Source organism: Streptomyces sp. NPDC107562, assembly GCF_055657325.1.
This window is the reverse complement of record NZ_JBVKBE010000002.1, coordinates 327745-344991: the sequence shown is the minus strand read 5'-3', so window position 1 is coordinate 344991 and position 17247 is coordinate 327745. Positions and strand designations below refer to the sequence as shown.

The 17247-nt window shown below is 71.5% G+C and carries 13 protein-coding genes; 7 read left to right on the top strand and 6 right to left on the bottom strand.

Annotated elements, in window-relative coordinates:
• Positions 1–89: 89 nt before the first annotated feature.
• Positions 90–3233: an isoleucine--tRNA ligase gene (gene ileS, locus ACZ7LV_RS07375; RefSeq protein ID WP_471936698.1), complete on the bottom strand. Its 3144-nt coding sequence runs from the start codon at positions 3231–3233 to the stop codon at positions 90–92.
• 587 nt (positions 3234–3820) lie between these two features.
• On the opposite strand from ileS, the gene ACZ7LV_RS07370 reads away from it, so the two are divergent.
• The 5 genes from ACZ7LV_RS07370 (at position 3821) to ACZ7LV_RS07350 (ending at position 9183) form a co-directional block, all read left to right on the top strand.
• A complete protein-coding gene (locus tag ACZ7LV_RS07370; RefSeq protein ID WP_471936696.1) occupies positions 3821–5296 on the top strand; it encodes a TraR/DksA family transcriptional regulator in 1476 nt (491 codons plus the stop codon).
• 97 nt (positions 5297–5393) lie between these two features.
• On the top strand, positions 5394–6056 hold the full coding sequence (gene lspA / locus ACZ7LV_RS07365; protein WP_471936694.1) for a signal peptidase II: 663 nt from the start codon (positions 5394–5396) through the stop codon (positions 6054–6056).
• 49 nt (positions 6057–6105) lie between these two features.
• The gene (locus ACZ7LV_RS07360) at positions 6106–7050 is read left to right on the top strand and encodes an RluA family pseudouridine synthase (protein ID WP_471936692.1); all 945 of its coding nucleotides are present in this window, start codon (positions 6106–6108) and stop codon (positions 7048–7050) included.
• Complete coding sequence (locus ACZ7LV_RS07355) at positions 7047–7514, top strand: GNAT family N-acetyltransferase (protein WP_471936690.1); 468 nt, start codon at positions 7047–7049, stop codon at positions 7512–7514. The genes ACZ7LV_RS07360 and ACZ7LV_RS07355 overlap by 4 nt, the downstream gene beginning before the upstream one ends.
• A gap of 82 nt (positions 7515–7596) precedes the next feature.
• Positions 7597–9183, top strand: a complete 1587-nt coding sequence (locus ACZ7LV_RS07350) for a Na+/H+ antiporter (RefSeq protein ID WP_471937776.1) — start codon at positions 7597–7599, stop codon at positions 9181–9183.
• A gap of 93 nt (positions 9184–9276) precedes the next feature.
• Here ACZ7LV_RS07350 and ACZ7LV_RS07345 read toward each other — a convergent pair whose 3' ends face one another.
• Positions 9277–10389, bottom strand: coding sequence for a mechanosensitive ion channel family protein (locus ACZ7LV_RS07345; protein WP_471936689.1), 1113 nt, complete (start codon positions 10387–10389; stop codon positions 9277–9279).
• A 107-nt stretch (positions 10390–10496) separates the two neighbouring features.
• Here ACZ7LV_RS07345 and ACZ7LV_RS07340 point away from each other — a divergent pair, with 107 nt between their 5' ends.
• Positions 10497–11066 (top strand): dienelactone hydrolase family protein, encoded by a 570-nt coding sequence (locus ACZ7LV_RS07340; RefSeq protein WP_471936687.1) that lies wholly within the window; start codon positions 10497–10499, stop codon positions 11064–11066.
• Positions 11067–11082: 16 nt separating this feature from the next.
• Here the strand turns inward: ACZ7LV_RS07340 and ACZ7LV_RS07335 are convergent, their stop codons facing one another.
• The 4 genes from ACZ7LV_RS07335 to ACZ7LV_RS07320 form a co-directional block, all read right to left on the bottom strand.
• Positions 11083–12744, bottom strand: a complete 1662-nt coding sequence (locus ACZ7LV_RS07335; protein ID WP_471936685.1) for an alkaline phosphatase D family protein — start codon at positions 12742–12744, stop codon at positions 11083–11085.
• A gap of 126 nt (positions 12745–12870) precedes the next feature.
• The gene (locus ACZ7LV_RS07330) at positions 12871–13671 is read right to left on the bottom strand and encodes a DsbA family protein (protein ID WP_471936683.1); all 801 of its coding nucleotides are present in this window, start codon (positions 13669–13671) and stop codon (positions 12871–12873) included.
• Between the two features lie 150 nt (positions 13672–13821).
• Complete coding sequence (locus ACZ7LV_RS07325; RefSeq protein ID WP_471936681.1) at positions 13822–14523, bottom strand: hypothetical protein; 702 nt, start codon at positions 14521–14523, stop codon at positions 13822–13824.
• 74 nt (positions 14524–14597) lie between these two features.
• Positions 14598–15950, bottom strand: coding sequence for a DUF2252 domain-containing protein (locus ACZ7LV_RS07320; RefSeq protein WP_401676403.1), 1353 nt, complete (start codon positions 15948–15950; stop codon positions 14598–14600).
• Between the two features lie 212 nt (positions 15951–16162).
• Here ACZ7LV_RS07320 and ACZ7LV_RS07315 point away from each other — a divergent pair.
• The coding region (locus tag ACZ7LV_RS07315; protein ID WP_471936679.1) for a PHP domain-containing protein at positions 16163–17247 on the top strand (1085 nt) is incomplete at its 3' end.

Genomic DNA, 17247 nt, shown 5'->3' with positions numbered 1-17247 from the left:
ATGTGGGCGCAGTTGTAGGGGTGCACACCACGCCGAAGGCCCGGGCCCACCAAGATTTTTCCGGTGGGCCCGGGCCTTCGGCGTGGGTGCTACTGCTTGCGCAGGCGGAACGTCAGCGCCAGCGGCTCGTCCGTGAACGGAGCACCGTAGCTGTCGTCCGCCTCGCCCTGGGCGAAGTCCGTCGCCAGGACCTCCTCGGCGATCAGCGTGGCGTGGTCGTCGAGCGCGGCGATCAGCGCCGGGTCGGTCGCGGTCCAGCGCAGCGCGATGCGGTCGGAGACGTCGAGGCCGCTGTTCTTGCGGGCCTCCTGGATCAGGCGGATCGCGTCCCGCGCGAGGCCCGCGCGGCGCAGCTCCTCCGTGATCTCCAGGTCGAGGGCGACCGTGGCGCCCGAGTCCGAGGCCACCGACCAGCCCTCACGCGGGGTCTCCGTGATGATGACCTCGTCGGGGGCCAGCGTGACGGTCTCGCCGTCGACCTCCACGGACGCCGTGCCCTCGCGCAGGGCGAGGGAGAGCGCGGCCGCGTCGGCGTTCGCCACGGCCTTGGCGACGTCCTGGACCCGCTTGCCGAACCGCTTGCCCAGCGCGCGGAAGTTGGCCTTGGCGGTCGTGTCGACCAGGGAGCCGCCGACCTCGCTCAGCGACGCGAGCGACTCGACGTTCAGCTCCTCCGTGATCTGCGTGTGCAGTTCGGGGGAGAGCGCGTCGAAGCCCGTGGCGGCGATCAGCGCGCGCCGCAGCGGCTGCCGCGTCTTGACGCCCGACTCCGCGCGGGTGGCCCGGCCGAGCTCCACCAGGCGGCGCACCAGCAGCATGTGCCGCGACAGTTCCGGGTCGACGGCGGTCAGGTCGGCCTCCGGCCAGGAGGACAGGTGCACCGACTCCGGAGCCCCGGGCGTGACCGGCACGATCAGGTCCTGCCAGACCCGTTCGGTGATGAACGGGGTCAACGGGGCCATCAGCTTGGTCACCGTCTCGACGACCTCGTGCAGGGTGCGCAGCGCCGCCTTGTCGCCCTGCCAGAAGCGGCGCCGGGAGCGGCGCACGTACCAGTTCGACAGGTCGTCGACGAACGCGGAGAGCAGCTTGCCGGCGCGCTGGGTGTCGTAGGCCTCCAGGGACTGGGTCACCTGGTCGGTCAGCGCGTGCAGTTCGGACAGCAACCAGCGGTCGAGCAGCGGGCGGTCGGCCGGGGCCGGGTCGGCCGCGGACGGGGCCCAGTTCGACGTGCGGGCGTACAGGGCCTGGAAGGCGACCGTGTTCCAGTAGGTGAGGAGGGTCTTGCGCACGACCTCCTGGATGGTGCCGTGACCGACGCGGCGGGCCGCCCAGGGGGAGCCGCCGGCGGCCATGAACCAGCGGACGGCGTCCGCGCCGTGCTGGTCCATGAGCGGGATCGGCTGCAGGATGTTGCCCAGGTGCTTGGACATCTTGCGGCCGTCCTCGGCGAGGATGTGGCCGAGGCAGACGACGTTCTCGTACGACGACTTGTCGAAGACCAGGGTGCCGATCGCCATCAGCGTGTAGAACCAGCCGCGCGTCTGGTCGATGGCCTCGCTGATGAACTGCGCCGGGTAGCGGGACTCGAAGAGTTCCTTGTTCTTGTACGGGTAGCCCCACTGGGCGAACGGCATCGAACCCGAGTCGTACCAGGCGTCGATGACCTCCGGGACGCGCGTGGCCGTCTTCTCGCACTCGGGGCAGGCGAAGGTGACGTCGTCGATGAACGGGCGGTGCGGGTCGAGGCCCGACTGGTCGGTGCCGGTCAGCTCGGTGAGCTCGGCTCGGGAGCCGACGACCGTGAGGTGGTCGTCCTCGCAGCGCCAGATCGGCAGCGGGGTGCCCCAGTAGCGGTTGCGGGACAGGGCCCAGTCGATGTTGTTGTTGAGCCAGTCGCCGTAGCGGCCGTGCTTGACGGTGTCCGGGAACCAGTTGGTCCGCTCGTTCTCCGCGAGCAGGCGGTCCTTGACGGCCGTCGTGCGGATGTACCAGGACGGCTGCGCGTAGTAGAGCAGCGCGGTGTGGCAGCGCCAGCAGTGCGGGTAGCTGTGCTCGTACGGCAGGTGCCGGAAGAGCAGGCCGCGCTCGCCGAGGTCCTCGGTGAGCTTCTCGTCCGCCTTCTTGAAGAAGGCACCGCCGACGAGCGGGAGGTCCTCCTCGAAGGTGCCGTCCGGGCGCACCGGGTTCACGACCGGCAGGCCGTAGGAGCGGCAGACCTTGAGGTCGTCCTCACCGAAGGCGGGGGACTGGTGGACGAGGCCGGTGCCGTCCTCGGTGGTGACGTACTCGGCGTTGACAACGAAGTGGGCCTCGGTGCCCTCGGGGAACTCGACCAGCTCGAAGGGGCGCCGGTACGTCCAGCGCTCCATCTCGGCACCCGTGAAGGTCTCGCCGGTGGTCTCCCAGCCCTCGCCGAGGGCCTTGCCCACCAGCGGCTCGGCGACGACGAGCTTCTCCTCGCCGTCGGTCGCGACGACATAGGTGACGTCGGGGTGGGCGGCCACGGCGGTGTTGGAGACGAGGGTCCACGGGGTGGTCGTCCACACCAGGAGCGCGGCCTCGCCGGCGAGGGGGCCGGAGGTGAGGGGGAAGCGGACGTAGACCGAGGGGTCGACGACCGTCTCGTAGCCCTGGGCCAGCTCGTGGTCGGACAGGCCGGTGCCGCAGCGGGGGCACCAGGGGGCGACGCGGTGGTCCTGGACGAGGAGGCCCTTGTTGAAGATCTCCTTCAGCGACCACCAGACGGACTCGATGTACTCGGGCTCCATGGTCACGTACGCCTCGTCGAGGTCGACCCAGTAGCCCATGCGGGTCGTCAGCTCGGAGAAGGCGTCGGTGTGGCGGAGCACGGAGGCGCGGCACTTGTCGTTGAACTCGGCGATGCCGTACGCCTCGATGTCCTTCTTGCCGGAGAAGCCCAGCTCCTTCTCCACCGCCAGCTCCACCGGCAGGCCGTGGCAGTCCCAGCCGGCCTTGCGGGCCACGTGGTAGCCGCGCATGGTGCGGAAGCGGGGGAAGACGTCCTTGAAGACGCGGGCCTCGATGTGGTGGGCGCCCGGCATGCCGTTCGCGGTGGGGGGGCCTTCGTAGAACACCCACTCGGGGCGGCCCTCGGACTGCTCCAGGCTCTTGGCGAAGATCTTCTGCTCGCGCCAGAAGTCGAGCACGGCGTGCTCGAGGGCGGGCAGGTCGACCTGGGCGGGCACCTGGCGGTACGTCGGCGTTGTCATCAGCGAGCTTCCTCCGGCGGACTTGCTGCCTTCCGTCCGGAGGGACGAGAGCTCCGACTTCCTACGCCGCTTTGGCGCGCTCCCGCGGTACCACCCTCCTTGGCTCGCCGGCGCGGGGTGTGCGTCGGTGAGCCCCCTCATTGGGTCGCGACACCGGTTCTACGGCCCTCGCTCGTGAGCGGGGCTTTCCTCCGGCGACTCCGGGGTGATCTTCACGTCGCGCTCGCCCCCGGGCTTCCACCGTCCCCGGGTCGCTCTGGGCTGCGTACGCCGCTACTCGTCCCCATCCACGCCTTTCGCTCCGCCCAGTGTACGGCGCCCAATGGAGCGGGGCGGCCCGTATTTTGCGCGGCGATGATGTGGGTGTATTTTGACCCGATTGGTCAATTATGTGAAGTCGGATCCTGCGATGTCCGGCTTGGCGGATTACCCCGCGGGGAGCTGGGCACAACGCATGCATGCCGGGCGCGTGGCGGTCGCGGGGTGGGCGATTCGGGCGGCGTGCCCCGTTGCCGCGGCCGTCGAGTCGATTTATCGTCCCAGCACGATTCGCGTGCAAGATCACAATATGTGAAGGGGCCGCGGCCATGGTGGCGAAAAAGACCGCCGCAGAGCAGTCGGCGTCCGGCAGGTCGAGGCACGCCCCCGGCGGGGCGGACAAGGGCGCGAACGGCAGGACGGGCGCGCAGGGCATGGCCTCGGCGGCGAAGCGCGCGGTCGACAAGGCCGTGGAGAGCGTGAAGCAGCTGCGGGGCGTGGCCTCGGCCGGAATGGGCGGGGGGACGTCGCAGGACGGGGAGGACCCCGGGGCGTCGGCGATGGGGTCGGCGGCGGGCCGGGGCGGGAAGGCGCCCGCGAAGAAGGCTGACGCCGTCACCGTCACCGGGAGGGGTCCGGCCAAGAAGGCTGCCGCGAAGAAGGCTGCCGCCGGTAGGACCGTCGCGAAGAAGACCGTCGCGAAGAAGACCGCGGCGCCGAGGAAGGCGGTCGCCGGGGAGGAAGCGGCGGCTGAAGCCGTGGGGAAGAAGGCGGCCAAGAAGGCCGCGGTTGCCGCGGAGGCCGGGGAGCCGAAGAAGGCGGCCGCGAAGAAGACCGCGGCGGCCGGCGGGGCGGTGGGGAACAAGGCGGCGGAGCCGGGGAAGGCCGCCGCCAAGAAGACCGCCGCGAAGAAGCCCGCGGTGCCTGCGGAAGCCGTCGCCGAGAAGGCCGCGGGGCCCAGGAAGGCCGCGAAGAAGGCCCCGGCGTCCAAGGAGCCGGTCGCGAAGAAGGCCGCGAAGAAGGCCGCGGCCAAGAAAGCGGTGCCCGGGGAGAAGGCCGGGGGCGGGGAGACGGTGGCCGGTGACGAGGTCGTGGGTAGGAAGCTGGCGTCCGCGAAGGCGGGTGGGGCCCGGAAGAGGGCCGTCTCCGCGCGTGCGGGGGACGAGGAGGAGGGCGGCGCGAAGGTGACGGCATCCGGGGGCGCGGCGGCTGGTGCCGCGGCGCGGACCGGGGCCGGGCAGGAGCACGCCCCGCCAGGGGCGGGCGGGCGGGGTTCGGGCAAGAAGGCGGGCGCGGCGCGGGCCGCGAAGCAGACGGGAGCCACGACGGTGGTTGCGAAGAAGACCCCTGGGAAGGCCGCGGCGGCGAAGACGGCTGTCCCCAAGGCGCGCGTCGCCGCGGCGGAGCCGGGCGACCTCGCGGTGCGCCCCGGTGAGGACCCCTGGACCCCGGAAGAGGTCGAGGAGGCCCGCGCCGAGCTGACGTCCGAGATGGAGCGGCTGGGCGCCGAGATCGCCAACGCCGAGTCGTCCCTGGTCGGCCTGATGCGCGACTCCGGGGACGGCGCCGGGGACGACCAGGCCGACACCGGCGCGAAGAACATCACGCGCGAGCACGAGCTGGCCCTGGCCGCCAACGCGCGCGAGATGCTCACCCAGACCGAGCACGCCCTGCAACGCCTCGACGCGGGTACGTACGGCCTGTGCGAGAACTGCGGCAACCCCATCGGCAAGGCCCGTATGCAGGCCTTCCCCCGGGCCACCCTGTGCGTCGAGTGCAAGCAGAAGCAGGAGCGGCGTTACTGATCCGCCGATTGCCCTCCGGATGCCTCCTGAGCACGTGCGCCGTCGGCGGCGTGCCGTACCCTCGTGCTCAGTCAGGCACCTAGGTTGAGGGACTCACGTGGCAGAGGCGGAGCGCATCATCGGTACGCCGGGCACCCCGGACGCGGCGCGGGCCGAGCAGGAGCGGCCCGGCGACGACGCCGCGTCGCAGGACCGGCCCGGTGCCGAGCCGGAACGGACCCCGGCCGGCGGGTCCGGCAGCGACGAGGGGGACGCCACGGCGGAGCGGCCCCGCGGCAGGCGGCGGATCGCCGTGCTCTTCGCGGTCGCCGGGTTCGCGTACGCCCTCGACCTGATCAGCAAGATGATCGTGGTCGCCAGGCTGGAGCACCACGAGCCCATCGAGGTCATCGGGGACTGGCTGCGCTTCGAGGCGATCCGCAATGCGGGCGCGGCCTTCGGCTTCGGCGAGGCCTTCACCGTGATCTTCACGGTGATCGCGGCAGTCGTCATCGTGGTGATCGCCCGGCTCGCCCGCAAGCTCTACAGCCTGCCCTGGGCGATCGCCCTCGGCCTGCTGCTCGGCGGTGCGCTCGGCAACCTCACCGACCGGATCTTCCGCTCCCCGGGTGTCTTCAAGGGCGCGGTCGTCGACTTCATCGCGCCCAAGCACTTCGCCGTCTTCAACCTCGCCGACTCGGCGATCGTGTGCGGCGGCATCCTGATCGTGCTGCTCTCCTTCAAGGGCCTCGACCCCGACGGCACCGTCCACAAGGACTGATCAACAGCCTTCGGTCAGCGGTGTCGGACCCGTCCGGCATACTCGACGGGTGAGCACGATTCCCGAGATCCGTACCCTGCCCGTGCCGGACGGCCTGGAGGGCGAGCGCGTCGACGCCGCCCTCTCCCGCATGTTCGGCTTCTCCCGTACCAAGGCCGCGGAGCTCGCCGCGGCGGGCAAGGTGCTGGTCGACGGCGCGACGGTCGGCAAGTCCGAGCGGGTGCGCGGCGGCGCCTGGATGGAGGTCGAGATGCCGCAGGCGGCCCCTCCGGTGCAGGTGGTGGCCGAGCCGGTCGAGGGCATGGAGATCGTCCACGACGACGAGGACGTGGTCGTGATCGTCAAGCCCGTCGGGGTGGCCGCGCACCCGAGCCCGGGCTGGTCCGGCCCGACGGTCATCGGCGGCCTGGCCGCCGCGGGGTACCGGATCTCCACGTCCGGTGCCGCCGAGCGGCAGGGCATCGTGCACCGCCTCGACGTCGGCACGTCGGGTCTGATGACGGTGGCGAAGTCCGAGCGCGCGTACACCTCGCTCAAGCGCCAGTTCAAGGAGCGCACGGTCGACAAGCGCTACCACGCCCTCGTCCAGGGCCATCCCGACCCCACGAGCGGCACCATCGACGCGCCCATCGGCCGCCACCCCCAGCACGACTACAAGTGGGCGGTCACCGCCGAGGGCAAGCCCTCCGTGACGCACTACGACCTGATCGAGGCCTTCCGTGCCGCCTCGCTGCTGGACGTGAAGCTGGAGACGGGCCGCACTCACCAGATCCGCGTCCACATGGCCGCCCACCGGCACCCCTGCGCCGGCGACCTCACGTACGGCGCCGACCCCACGCTCGCCAAGCGGCTCGGTCTGACGCGGCAGTGGCTGCACGCCGTCCGTCTCGGCTTCGAGCACCCCGGCGACGGCGAGTGGGTGGAGTTCGCCTGCGACTACCCCGAGGACCTGCAGAACGCTTTGGACAAGGTGCGCGAGGAGACCTACGGATGAGCATCCGGTACGTCGTGCGGGTCGCCGAGGAGGCGGCCGACCGCGAGGCGTGTTTCGCGGTACGCAAGGAGGTCTTCGTCGCCGAACAGGGCGTGCCGGAGGACGTGGAGTACGACGCGTACGACGCCGGCGCGCTGCACGTGCTGGCCGTGCGGGAGGACGGCGTGCCGCTCGGGACCGGGCGGCTGCTGTACGGCGCGGCGGCGGCCGGCAAGACCGACGGCGACCTGTCGGTGGGGGCGCTCGGGCGGCTCGCGGTCGCGCGGGAGGCCCGTGGGCTCGGCGTGGGCGCCGCGCTGGTGCGGGCCATCGAGGACGCGGCCCGCGCGCGGGGACTGGCCGCCGTCGATCTGCACGCGCAGACGCACGCCCTGGGGTTCTACGAGCGGCTCGGATACGTGGCCTACGGCCCGGAGTTCCCCGACGCGGGGATACCGCACCGCTCCATGCGGCGTCCGCTCTGACGTCCGGCGCGGCGTGACCGTGCGGCGCGGAGGCTGACCGTAGGGCGGGGGTTTCGTCCGTTCCGATCTCGGAGTGCTGACCGTGGATCAGTTGGCCCTGTTGTTCGTGCTGCTGCTCGGGGCCGTGGTGAGCGTCCCGGTCGGGGACCGGCTGCGGTTGCCGGCGCCGGTGCTGATGACCCTGCTGGGCATCGTGCTGGCGCTGCTGGAGTTCGTGCCGAACGTCGAGATCCCGCCGGATCTGATCCTGCCGCTGCTGCTGCCCCCGTTGCTCTACGCGGCCGTACGGCGCACGTCCTGGCGGCAGTTCACGGCGAACGTCCGGCCGATCCTCCTGCTGGCCGTGGCGCTGGTGTTCGTCACCATGGTGTGTGTGGCCGCCGTGGCCCACGCGGTCGTGCCCGGGCTGCCCCTGGCCGCCGCCCTGGCGCTCGGGGCGCTGGTGGCGCCGCCCGACCCGGTCGCGGCCACCGCCGTCGCGGGGCAACTGGGGCTGCCCCGGCGGCTGGTGTCGATCCTGGAGGGCGAGGGGCTCTTCAACGACGTGACGGCCATCGTGCTCTATCACGTGGCGATCGCGGCCGCGGTGAGCGGGACGTTCTCGCCGTGGAAGGCCGGTGGCCAACTGGTGCTGTCCGCGGTGGTCGCGGTGGCGGTGGGGCTCGTGCTCGGCTGGGGCGCGAACAAGCTGATGGACGTGCTCGGGGACGCCACCCTCCAGATCAGCCTGACGCTGCTGGTGCCCTACGCCTCCTACGTGCTGGCCGAGGAACTGCACGGGTCCGGGGTGCTCGCGGTCCTGACCACCGCGCTGTTCCTCGCCGAGTACGCGAGCGATCCGGACGACGTGCTGACGCGGCTCGCCGGGCACACCTTCTGGGACATCGTCGACACCCTGGTCACCGGGGTCGCGTTCGGGCTGATCGGGCTGGAGCTGCACAACGCGATCCGTACGGCGTCCGGGCGGTGGGGCGAGCTGCTCGGCTGGTCGGCGGCCGTCGTGGTGGTCGTCGTACTGGTGCGGCTGGCCTGGCTGTTGCCGGCCACCTGGCTCACCAAGCGGCTGCACGCCCGGCGGGACTACGACGAGGAGATCCCGACGAGCTGGCGCGAGACCGTGGTGATGTGGTGGGCCGGGATGCGGGGCGTGGCGTCGGTGGCGCTGGCGCTCGCGATCCCGCTGCGGACGGAGAGCGGGGCGCCGTTCCCGCACCGCGACGAGATCGTGTTCGTCGCGTTCGGCGTGATCATGGCGACGCTCGTGCTCCAGGGGCTGAGCCTGCCGTGGCTGGTGCGGCGCCTCGGGGTACAGGCGGACACCGCGCGGGAGCAGGAGTTCGAGCGGGCGCTGGCGGTGCGGGCCGCGAAGGCCGCGAAGCGGAGGCTGCGGGAGATCGAGGACGTGGAGGAGCTGCCGGACGAGGTGTCCGAGCGGATGCTGCGGCGGGCCGCGGACATCGGGTGGCGGATCAGCCCGGAGCTCGGGGAGGACGAGCGGCGGGAGGGCCACGAGCAGCGGACCCGCCGTATGCGCAGGCTGCGCCGGATCGAGGGGGAGATGCTGAGCGCGGCGCGGCACGAGGTGCTGGCGGCGCGCAGTGAGGTGGGGGCGAACCCGGAGGTGGTGGACCGGGTGTTGCGGCAGCTGGACGTGCGCAGTCTGCGGTGAGCGCGGTGCGTGGGCGGCAGGCCGGTCCCGGTCTCCCGCCCACGCGCCGCCCGCCTTCCGCCGGGAGGGGCGGGCCCGACTCGTGCGCCCCTGTCAGCCGCGGTCCGGCCTGGGCGTCTCCACCGCCCGCCGGCCGTCGGGGGAGCGGCGGTGGCCGTTGCGCCCGGGAGGGGGCGTGGCGTCCGCCGTGTTGACGCGGGGGAGGGCGTACTGGTGTTCCTGGATCAGCCAGGCGATCATCCGCTCGCGGACCGTGACCCGTACCGTCCAGACGTCGTCGGCGTCCTTCGCCGTCACCAGGGCCCGTACCTCCATGGTGTTGGGCGTGGTGTCGGTGACGTCCAGGCCGTAGTTGCGGCCGTCCCAGGCGGGGCACTCGCGCAGGATGTCGCGGAGCTTCTCGCGCATGGCGGCCACGGGCGCGGTGTGGTCGAGGTGCCAGTAGACGATGCCGGTCATCTGCGGGGTGCCGCGCGACCAGTTCTCGAAGGGCTTGGACGTGAAGTACGACACCGGCATCGTGATCCGGCGCTCGTCCCACGTGCGGACCGTGAGGTAGGTCAGCGTGATCTCCTCCACGGTGCCCCACTCGCCGTCCACCACGACGGTGTCGCCGATGCGCACCATGTCGCCGAACGCGATCTGCAGTCCCGCGAACATGTTGCTCAGCGTCGACTGCGCCGCCACACCGGCGACGATGCCGAGGATTCCGGCGGAGGCCAGCAGCGAGGCACCCGCCGCGCGCATCGCCGGGAACGTCAGCAGCATCGACGCGACGGCGACCACGCCGACGACCGCCGCGACCACCCGCATGATCAGCGTCACCTGGGTGCGCACCCGGCGGACCCGGGCCGGGTCACGCCGGACCCGGGAGTTGGCGTAGCGCGAGTACGAGGTCTCGACGACCGCCGCCGCGATCCGGATCACCAGCCAGGACGCCGAACCGATCAGGACCAGTGTGAGCGTCTGGCCGATGCCGACCCGGTGCTGCTCCAGCAGTTGGGCCTCGTCGTAGGAGCCTCTGAGCGCGGCGGCGCACAGCACGAGCTGGAAGGGGATGCGGCCACGGCGCAGCAGACCCCACAGCGGGGTCTCCGGATGCCGCTGGTCGGCCTTGCGCAGCAGCAGGTCGGTGGCCCACCCGATGAGCAGGCCGAGCACGACGGAGCCGCCGATGACTATCAGGGGGCGGAGCAGGTTCTCCATGTCCTCGAACGTAACCAGTCATCGGGGGCAGTGAACATGTGACTTCCTGGCGGATCGGGGTACTGCCCCGGAACTGCGCCGTCGTATCCGGCTGGCACCATGGCCTCATGAACATCATGCTGTTTCACTCGACCTACGGCCTCACGCCCGCGGTGCGCGCCGCGGCGGACCGGCTGCGCGCGGCCGGTCACGAGGTGTGGACGCCGGACCTCTTCGAGGGACGTACGTTCGCCACGGCCGAGGAGGGCATGGCGTTCAAGGAGGAGGTCGGCAAGGACGAGCTGCTGAAGCGGGCCGTGCTGGCCGCCGCGCCCTACTCGCCACGCGGCCTGGTCTACGCCGGGTTCTCGCTCGGCGCCTCGGTCGCGCAGACCCTCGCGCTCGGCGACGAGCGGGCCCGCGGTCTGCTGCTCCTGCACGGCACCTCGGACCTCGCCCCGAACACCTCGGTGGACGACCTGCCGGTGCAGCTGCACGTCGCCGAGCCGGACCCCTTCGAGACGGACGACTGGCTGAGCGCCTGGTATCTGCAGATGCGCCGCGCCGGTGCGGACGTGGAGGTCTACCGGTACGCCGGGGCCGGCCACCTGTACACCGACCCCGAGCTGCCGGACTACGACGCGGAGGCCGCCGAGGCCACCTGGCGGGTGGCGCTCGGCTTCCTCGACAGTCTCTGACGCGGCGGCCGGCGGCTTACACCGGGTCGTACGTGCGCTCCACCTTCTGCGTGCCGCTGCGGGTGCGGTACGAGCGGCTCCAGGAAGACCTCGTGTCGGCCTTGGTGCGGTCGGCGAGGACGTAGTAGTCCATCTGCGCGCGCTCGGCGGTGATGTCCAGGACGCCGTAGCCGTGGCGGTCGGTGTCCACCCAGTGGACGTGCCGGTTGGCGGCGCGGATGAGCGGCGAGGCGAGGGCGGAGACGGTGCCCTCCGGGACCTTCACCAGGTCGTCCAGGTTGTCGGAGGTGACCGAGGTGACCACGAACTCGGTGGCGGCGGACGCCGACAGCGGGTACGTGCCGGCGTTCACCGGCACGTCGTTGGCCCACGCCATGTGGATGTCGCCGGTCAGGAAGACCGTGTTGCGGATCGCGTTCGCGCGCAGATGGGCGAGGACCTCGCGTCGGTCGTCGGTGTAGCCGTCCCACTGGTCGGTGTTGATGGCCAGGCCCTCCTGCGGCAGGCCCAGCAGCTTGGCCAGCGGCTTGAGCAGCTCGGCGGAGAGCGAGCCGATGGCGAACGGCGAGATCATCACCGAGTTGCCGACCAGCCGCCAGGTGGTGTCGGAGGACTTCAGGCCCGCCTTCAGCCAGTCGAGCTGGGCGCGCCCGGTGAGCGTGCGCTCCGGGTCGTCGACGTCGCCGTTGCCGAGGCCGACCTGCTGGGAGCGGAAGGAACGCAGGTCGAGCAGGGAGAGGTCGGCGAGCTTGCCGAAGCGCAGCCGGCGGTAGGTGGTGCCGGCGACGGCCGGGCGGACCGGCATCCACTCGAAGTAGGCTTGCTTGGCCGCGGCCTGGCGGGCCGCCCAGGTGCCCTCGGCGCCCTCGGTGTGGTTCCCGGCGCCACCGGACCAGCTGTCATTGGCGATCTCGTGGTCGTCCCAGATGGCCACCACGGGGGCCGCCGCGTGCAGGGCCTGGAGATCCGGGTCGGTCTTGTAACGGCCGTGCCGTATGCGGTAGTCGGCGAGGGTGGTGATCTCGTGCGCGGGGGCGTGCGCGCGCACCGAGGTGCCCCGGGTGCCGTACTCGCCCGCCGGGTACTCGTAGATGTAGTCGCCGAGGTGCAGCCAGGCGTCCAGGTCGCCCCGGACGGCGAGGTGGCGGTAGGCGGCGAAATAGCCCGCCTCCCAGTTGGCGCAGGAGACGACGCCGAAGCGGAGGTTCGCGACCGCCGCGTCGGCGGCGGGGGCGGTGCGGGCGCGTCCCGCCGGGGAGTCGACGGCGCCGGCCGAGAAGCGGAACCAGTAGTCGGTGGCGGGTGCCAGGCCGCGGATGTCGGCCTTGACCGTGTGGTCGGACGCGGCGGTCGCGGTGGTGGAGCCCGTGGCGACGACGTGCGTGAACGCCTTGTCCGTGGCCACGGTCCAGCTGACCGGGACGTCCGGACCGAGTCCGGAGCCGGGGGTCGCCTCGGCGGTGGGCGTCACGCGGGTCCACAGCAGGATGCCGTCCGGGAGCGGGTCACCGGAGGCGATGCCGTGCAGGAAGGCGGGGGTCTCGGTGGCCGCGAGGGCCGGCAGGGCGCCGGCCAGCGGGGCGGCGAGAACGGCTCCGGCGGCGGCCGCCTTGACGACCGTACGGCGGCGCGGAGCAGGTGAGTTGAGGCCCGTGTCGGGTCTGTTTCGACTGGTCACGGGCGATCAGATTACTGATCGGTAGCGCTTTCGGTAAGGCGCGGGTACGCGAAGAGCGGGCGAACCGGGAAGAGTTCGCCCGCTCGTTCTTCACGCTTTCGTACGGCGTTACCGCCTGACGTCGTGTTACTTGGTGACGCCCGCGTCCTTGAGCGACTTCTCCCACTCGGCGACCGAGCTCGGGTTCTCGATCACCTTGTCGTTGATCTTGATGGTCGGGGTCGACTTGACGTCCTTCGTGTTGTCGAAGGAGTCGCTCATCCGCATGGCCCAGGCGTCGTAGGTGCCCTTCTCGACGGCGTCCTGGAACTTCTTGTTGTTCTTCAGCGCGTCCACCGTGTCCGCCACCTTGATCAGGTAGCTGTCGTCGGCGAACTCGTCGGAGGACTCCTCGGGGTGGTACTCGGCCGAGTACAGCGCGGCCTTGTAGTCGAGGAACGCCTGGGGGTCCACGTTCAGCGCCGCGCCGAGCGCGCTCAGGGCGTTCTTGGAGCCCTCGCCGCCGAGGTTGCCGTCGAGGAAGGTGCCGAGCGTGAGGGAGAGCTTGTAGGTGCCGTCCTCCATGCCCTTGTTGACGGTCTCGCCCACGGTCTGCTCGAAGGAGGCGCAGGCCGGGCAGCGCGGGTCCTCGTAGAGGTGGACCACGTTGTCGGAGGTGGAGTCGCCGACGAGGACCGTGGTGCCGTCCTTGCCGGAGGTGTTGGCCGGGGCGACGACCTTGGCGTCGGCGGCCTCCTCCCACTTGCTCGGCTGGTTGTTCTGCACGACGGCGTAGCCGATGCCGCCGGCCGCGGCGAGGACGCCGACGACCGAGCAGGCGACGATGATCTGCCGCCTGGCCTTGGCCCGCTTGGCCTCACGCTCGCGCTCGGCGCGCAGCCGCTCCCGGGCCGCCGTCTTCGCCGCCTGGCTGTTCCGCTTGCTCATGGTGGTGTTCTCCGTGTGGGACGCGCACGGATCGCGTGCGCTTGCTCGGGTGGGGGACTGGACGCGCGTCGCCGGTGGCGGCAGGCGTTCGCCCGATGCCTTCGGGCCGCGGTGCCGCGCGGGCCGTGGCCTCGCCGGACGGTGGGTCCGTCAGGCGGCGGCGGCGACGGCGGCGACGCGCGGCGGGCCACGTCGTCCCAGGGAGTGCGTGAGCAGCAGATCGCGCGCGGGCGCCGTGCGGCGCGTGGGGCGGGGAAGCCGGGGGGCCGGCGCGGCGGGCCGCACCGCCCGGGCGGCGGCCGCCAGCAGCAGTGGCCGGAACGTGGTCGCGGCCATCGCGCCGAGCAGTTGCGCGAGCGCCCGCTCACCCCGGCGCAGCCAGGCCGCCGCCAGCAGGCCGACGCCGACATGGGCGCCGAGCAGCAGCCAGGCGGTCCCGGGGTGCGCGTGCGCCAGGACGGAGGCGACCCGGTCGGTGCCCGTGGTCCCCGCCATCCGCGCCAGCGGCGAACCCACCTCGCCGCCGCCGCACAGCACGTCCAGGCCGACCGAGCGCAGCGGGCCCGCGATCGGGCCGCCCGCCCGGCCGTAACAGGCGTGCTGGCCCGCGGTGAACACCGTGTCGGCGGCCAGTTCCAGCGGGACCAGCAGTGCGGCGATGCGGCCGAAGCCGCGCTCACGGCCGGCCAGCGCGTACGCGAGGACGAACACGGCGGCGGCGATCGCCGCCACCGTGCCGAGCGGCAGCGGGGCCCGGGACAGCAGTACGTGCGACGCGGTGCTGAGGGTCACGACGATCGCCGTGAACAGCGCCGCGCGTACGGCTCTGAGATGTGTCCCGGATATGTCCATAGCGGGGAGAGTGTGTCACGGACTCCCGTAAGGGACTCCTAAAGGGTCCCTGTGAGGTCCTGGGCGGCGGTGGGTCAGAGGCCGGGGATCCGGCCGTTGCGGAAGAGGTCGACGAAGATCTGGTGGTCGGCACGCGCGCGGGCGCCGTAGCTGTGCGCGAAGTCGACCAGGAGCGGCGCGAGGCCTCCCTCGTCGCCCGCGAGGGCGGCGTCGATGGCGCGCTCCGTGGAGAACGGCACCAGGTCGGAGTGGCCCGAGTCGTCGTCGGCGGCCGCGTGCATGGTGGCCGTGGACCGCCCCAGGTCGGCCACGACCGCGGCGATCTCCTCCGGGTCGTCGATGTCGCCCCAGTCCAGGTCGACGGCGTACGGCGACACCTCGGCGACCAGCTGGCCCGCCCCGTCCAGCTCGGTCCAGCCGAGCCAGGGGTCCGCGTGCGCCTGGAGCGCGCGCTGGGAGATCACCGTGCGGTGCCCCTCGTGCCGGAAGTAGTCGCGGATCGCCGGGTCGGTGATGTGCCGGGAGACGGCGGGGGTCTGGGCCTGCTTGACGTAGATCACCACGTCGTTCTCCAGGGCGTCGCTGTTGCCCTCCAGCAGGATGTTGTACGACGGCAGGCCGGCCGAGCCGATGCCGATGCCGCGCCGGCCGACGACGTCCTTGACCCGGTAGGAGTCCGGGCGGGCCAGCGAGGACTCGGGGAGCGTCTCCAGGTAGCCGTCGAAGGCCGCGAGCACCTTGTAGCGCGTGGCCGCGTCCAGCTCGATGGAGCCGCCGCCCGGGGCGAAGCGGCGCTCGAAGTCGCGGATCTCGGTCATCGAGTCCAGCAGTCCGAACCGGGTCAGCGAGCGGGCGACCCGCAGCGCGTCGAGCAGCGGGCCCTCGGCCGTGTCGAGGGTGAACGGCGGGACCTCGTCGCTCTTGGCGCCGGTGGCCAGCGCGCGGACCCGCTCGCGGTAGGCCGTCGCGTAGATCGTCACCAGCTCGGTGATCTGCTCGTCGCTGAGCGCCTTCGCGTACCCGATGAGAGCGATGGAGGCGGCGAAGCGCTTCAGGTCCCAGGTGAAGGGGCCGACGTACGCCTCGTCGAAGTCGTTGACGTTGAAGATCAGCCGGCCGTTGGAGTCCATGTACGTGCCGAAGTTCTCCGCGTGCAGATCGCCGTGGATCCACACGCGCGAGGTGCGCTCGTCCAGGAACGGGCCGGTGTATATCCCGCCGTCGCCGCGCGCGGCGCCCTCGGCGTCCAGGTCGTGGTAGAAGAGGCAGGCCGTGCCCCGGTAGAAGGCGAACGCCGAGGCGGCCATCTTCCGGAACTTCACCCGGAACGCGGCCGGGTCGGCGGCGAGCAGCTCGCCGAAGGCGGTGTCGAAGACGGCGAGGATCTCCTCGCCGCGGTGCTCCTCGTCGAGCTGCGGGAACGACATCGCTGGGTGCCTCCTGGTGCGGGTCGTGCGTGACCTGTGGGACGGATGGTGCGCGCCCGGCGACGCGCCGGTCCGTCACCCTCCAACGCACGAAGGTACGCGGGAGTGCCCGTCGGGTGTCAGAGCCGGGGCATAGACTTCGACGCTGTCCCCAGACTGTCCGCAGCCTGTCGGACCCCCGTCGACGTACGTTTTCCTTGGAGGCCGAAACCGTGTCGAAGCCGCCGTTCACGCACCTGCACGTCCACACCCAGTACTCGCTGCTGGACGGTGCCGCGCGGCTGAAGGACATGTTCGACGCGTGCAACGAGATGGGCATGACGCACATCGCCATGTCCGACCACGGCAACCTCCACGGGGCCTACGACTTCTTCCACAGCGCGAAGAAGGCGGGCGTCACCCCGATCATCGGCATCGAGGCGTACGTCGCCCCCGAGTCCCGGCGCAACAAGCGCAAGATCCAGTGGGGCCAGCCGCACCAGAAGCGCGACGACGTCTCCGGTTCGGGTGGCTACACCCACAAGACGATGTGGGCCGTGAACAAGACCGGCCTGCACAACCTCTTCCGGCTGTCCTCCGACGCGTACGCCGAGGGCTGGCTCCAGAAGTGGCCCCGGATGGACAAGGAGACGATCTCCCAGTGGTCCGAGGGGATCGTCGCCTCCACCGGCTGCCCCTCCGGCGAGCTCCAGACCCGGCTGCGGCTCGGCCAGTACGACGAGGCACTGCAGGCGGCCGCCGACTACCAGGACATCTTCGGCAAGGACCGGTACTTCCTGGAGCTGATGGACCACGGCATCGAGATCGAGCACCGGGTCCGCGACGGCCTGCTGGAGATCGGCAGGAAGCTCGGCATCCCCCCGCTGGTCACCAACGACTCGCACTACACGTACGCGCACGAGGCGACCGCCCACGACGCGCTGCTGTGCATCCAGACCGGCAAGAACCTCTCCGACCCCGACCGCTTCAAGTTCGACGGCACCGGCTACTACCTGAAGTCCACCGAGGAGATGTACGCCATCGACTCCTCGGACGCCTGGCAGGAGGGCTGCGCCAACACGCTCCTGGTGGCCGAGATGGTCGACACCTCGGGCATGTTCGAGAAGCGTGACCTCATGCCCAAGTTCGACATCCCCGAGGGCTACACCGAGGTCACCTGGTTCAAGGAGGAGGTGCGCCGCGGCATGGAGCGCCGCTTCCCCGGCGGCATCCCCGAGGACCGCCAGAAGCAGGTCGAGTACGAGATGGACGTCATCATCCAGATGGGGTTCCCGGGCTACTTCCTCGTCGTCGCCGA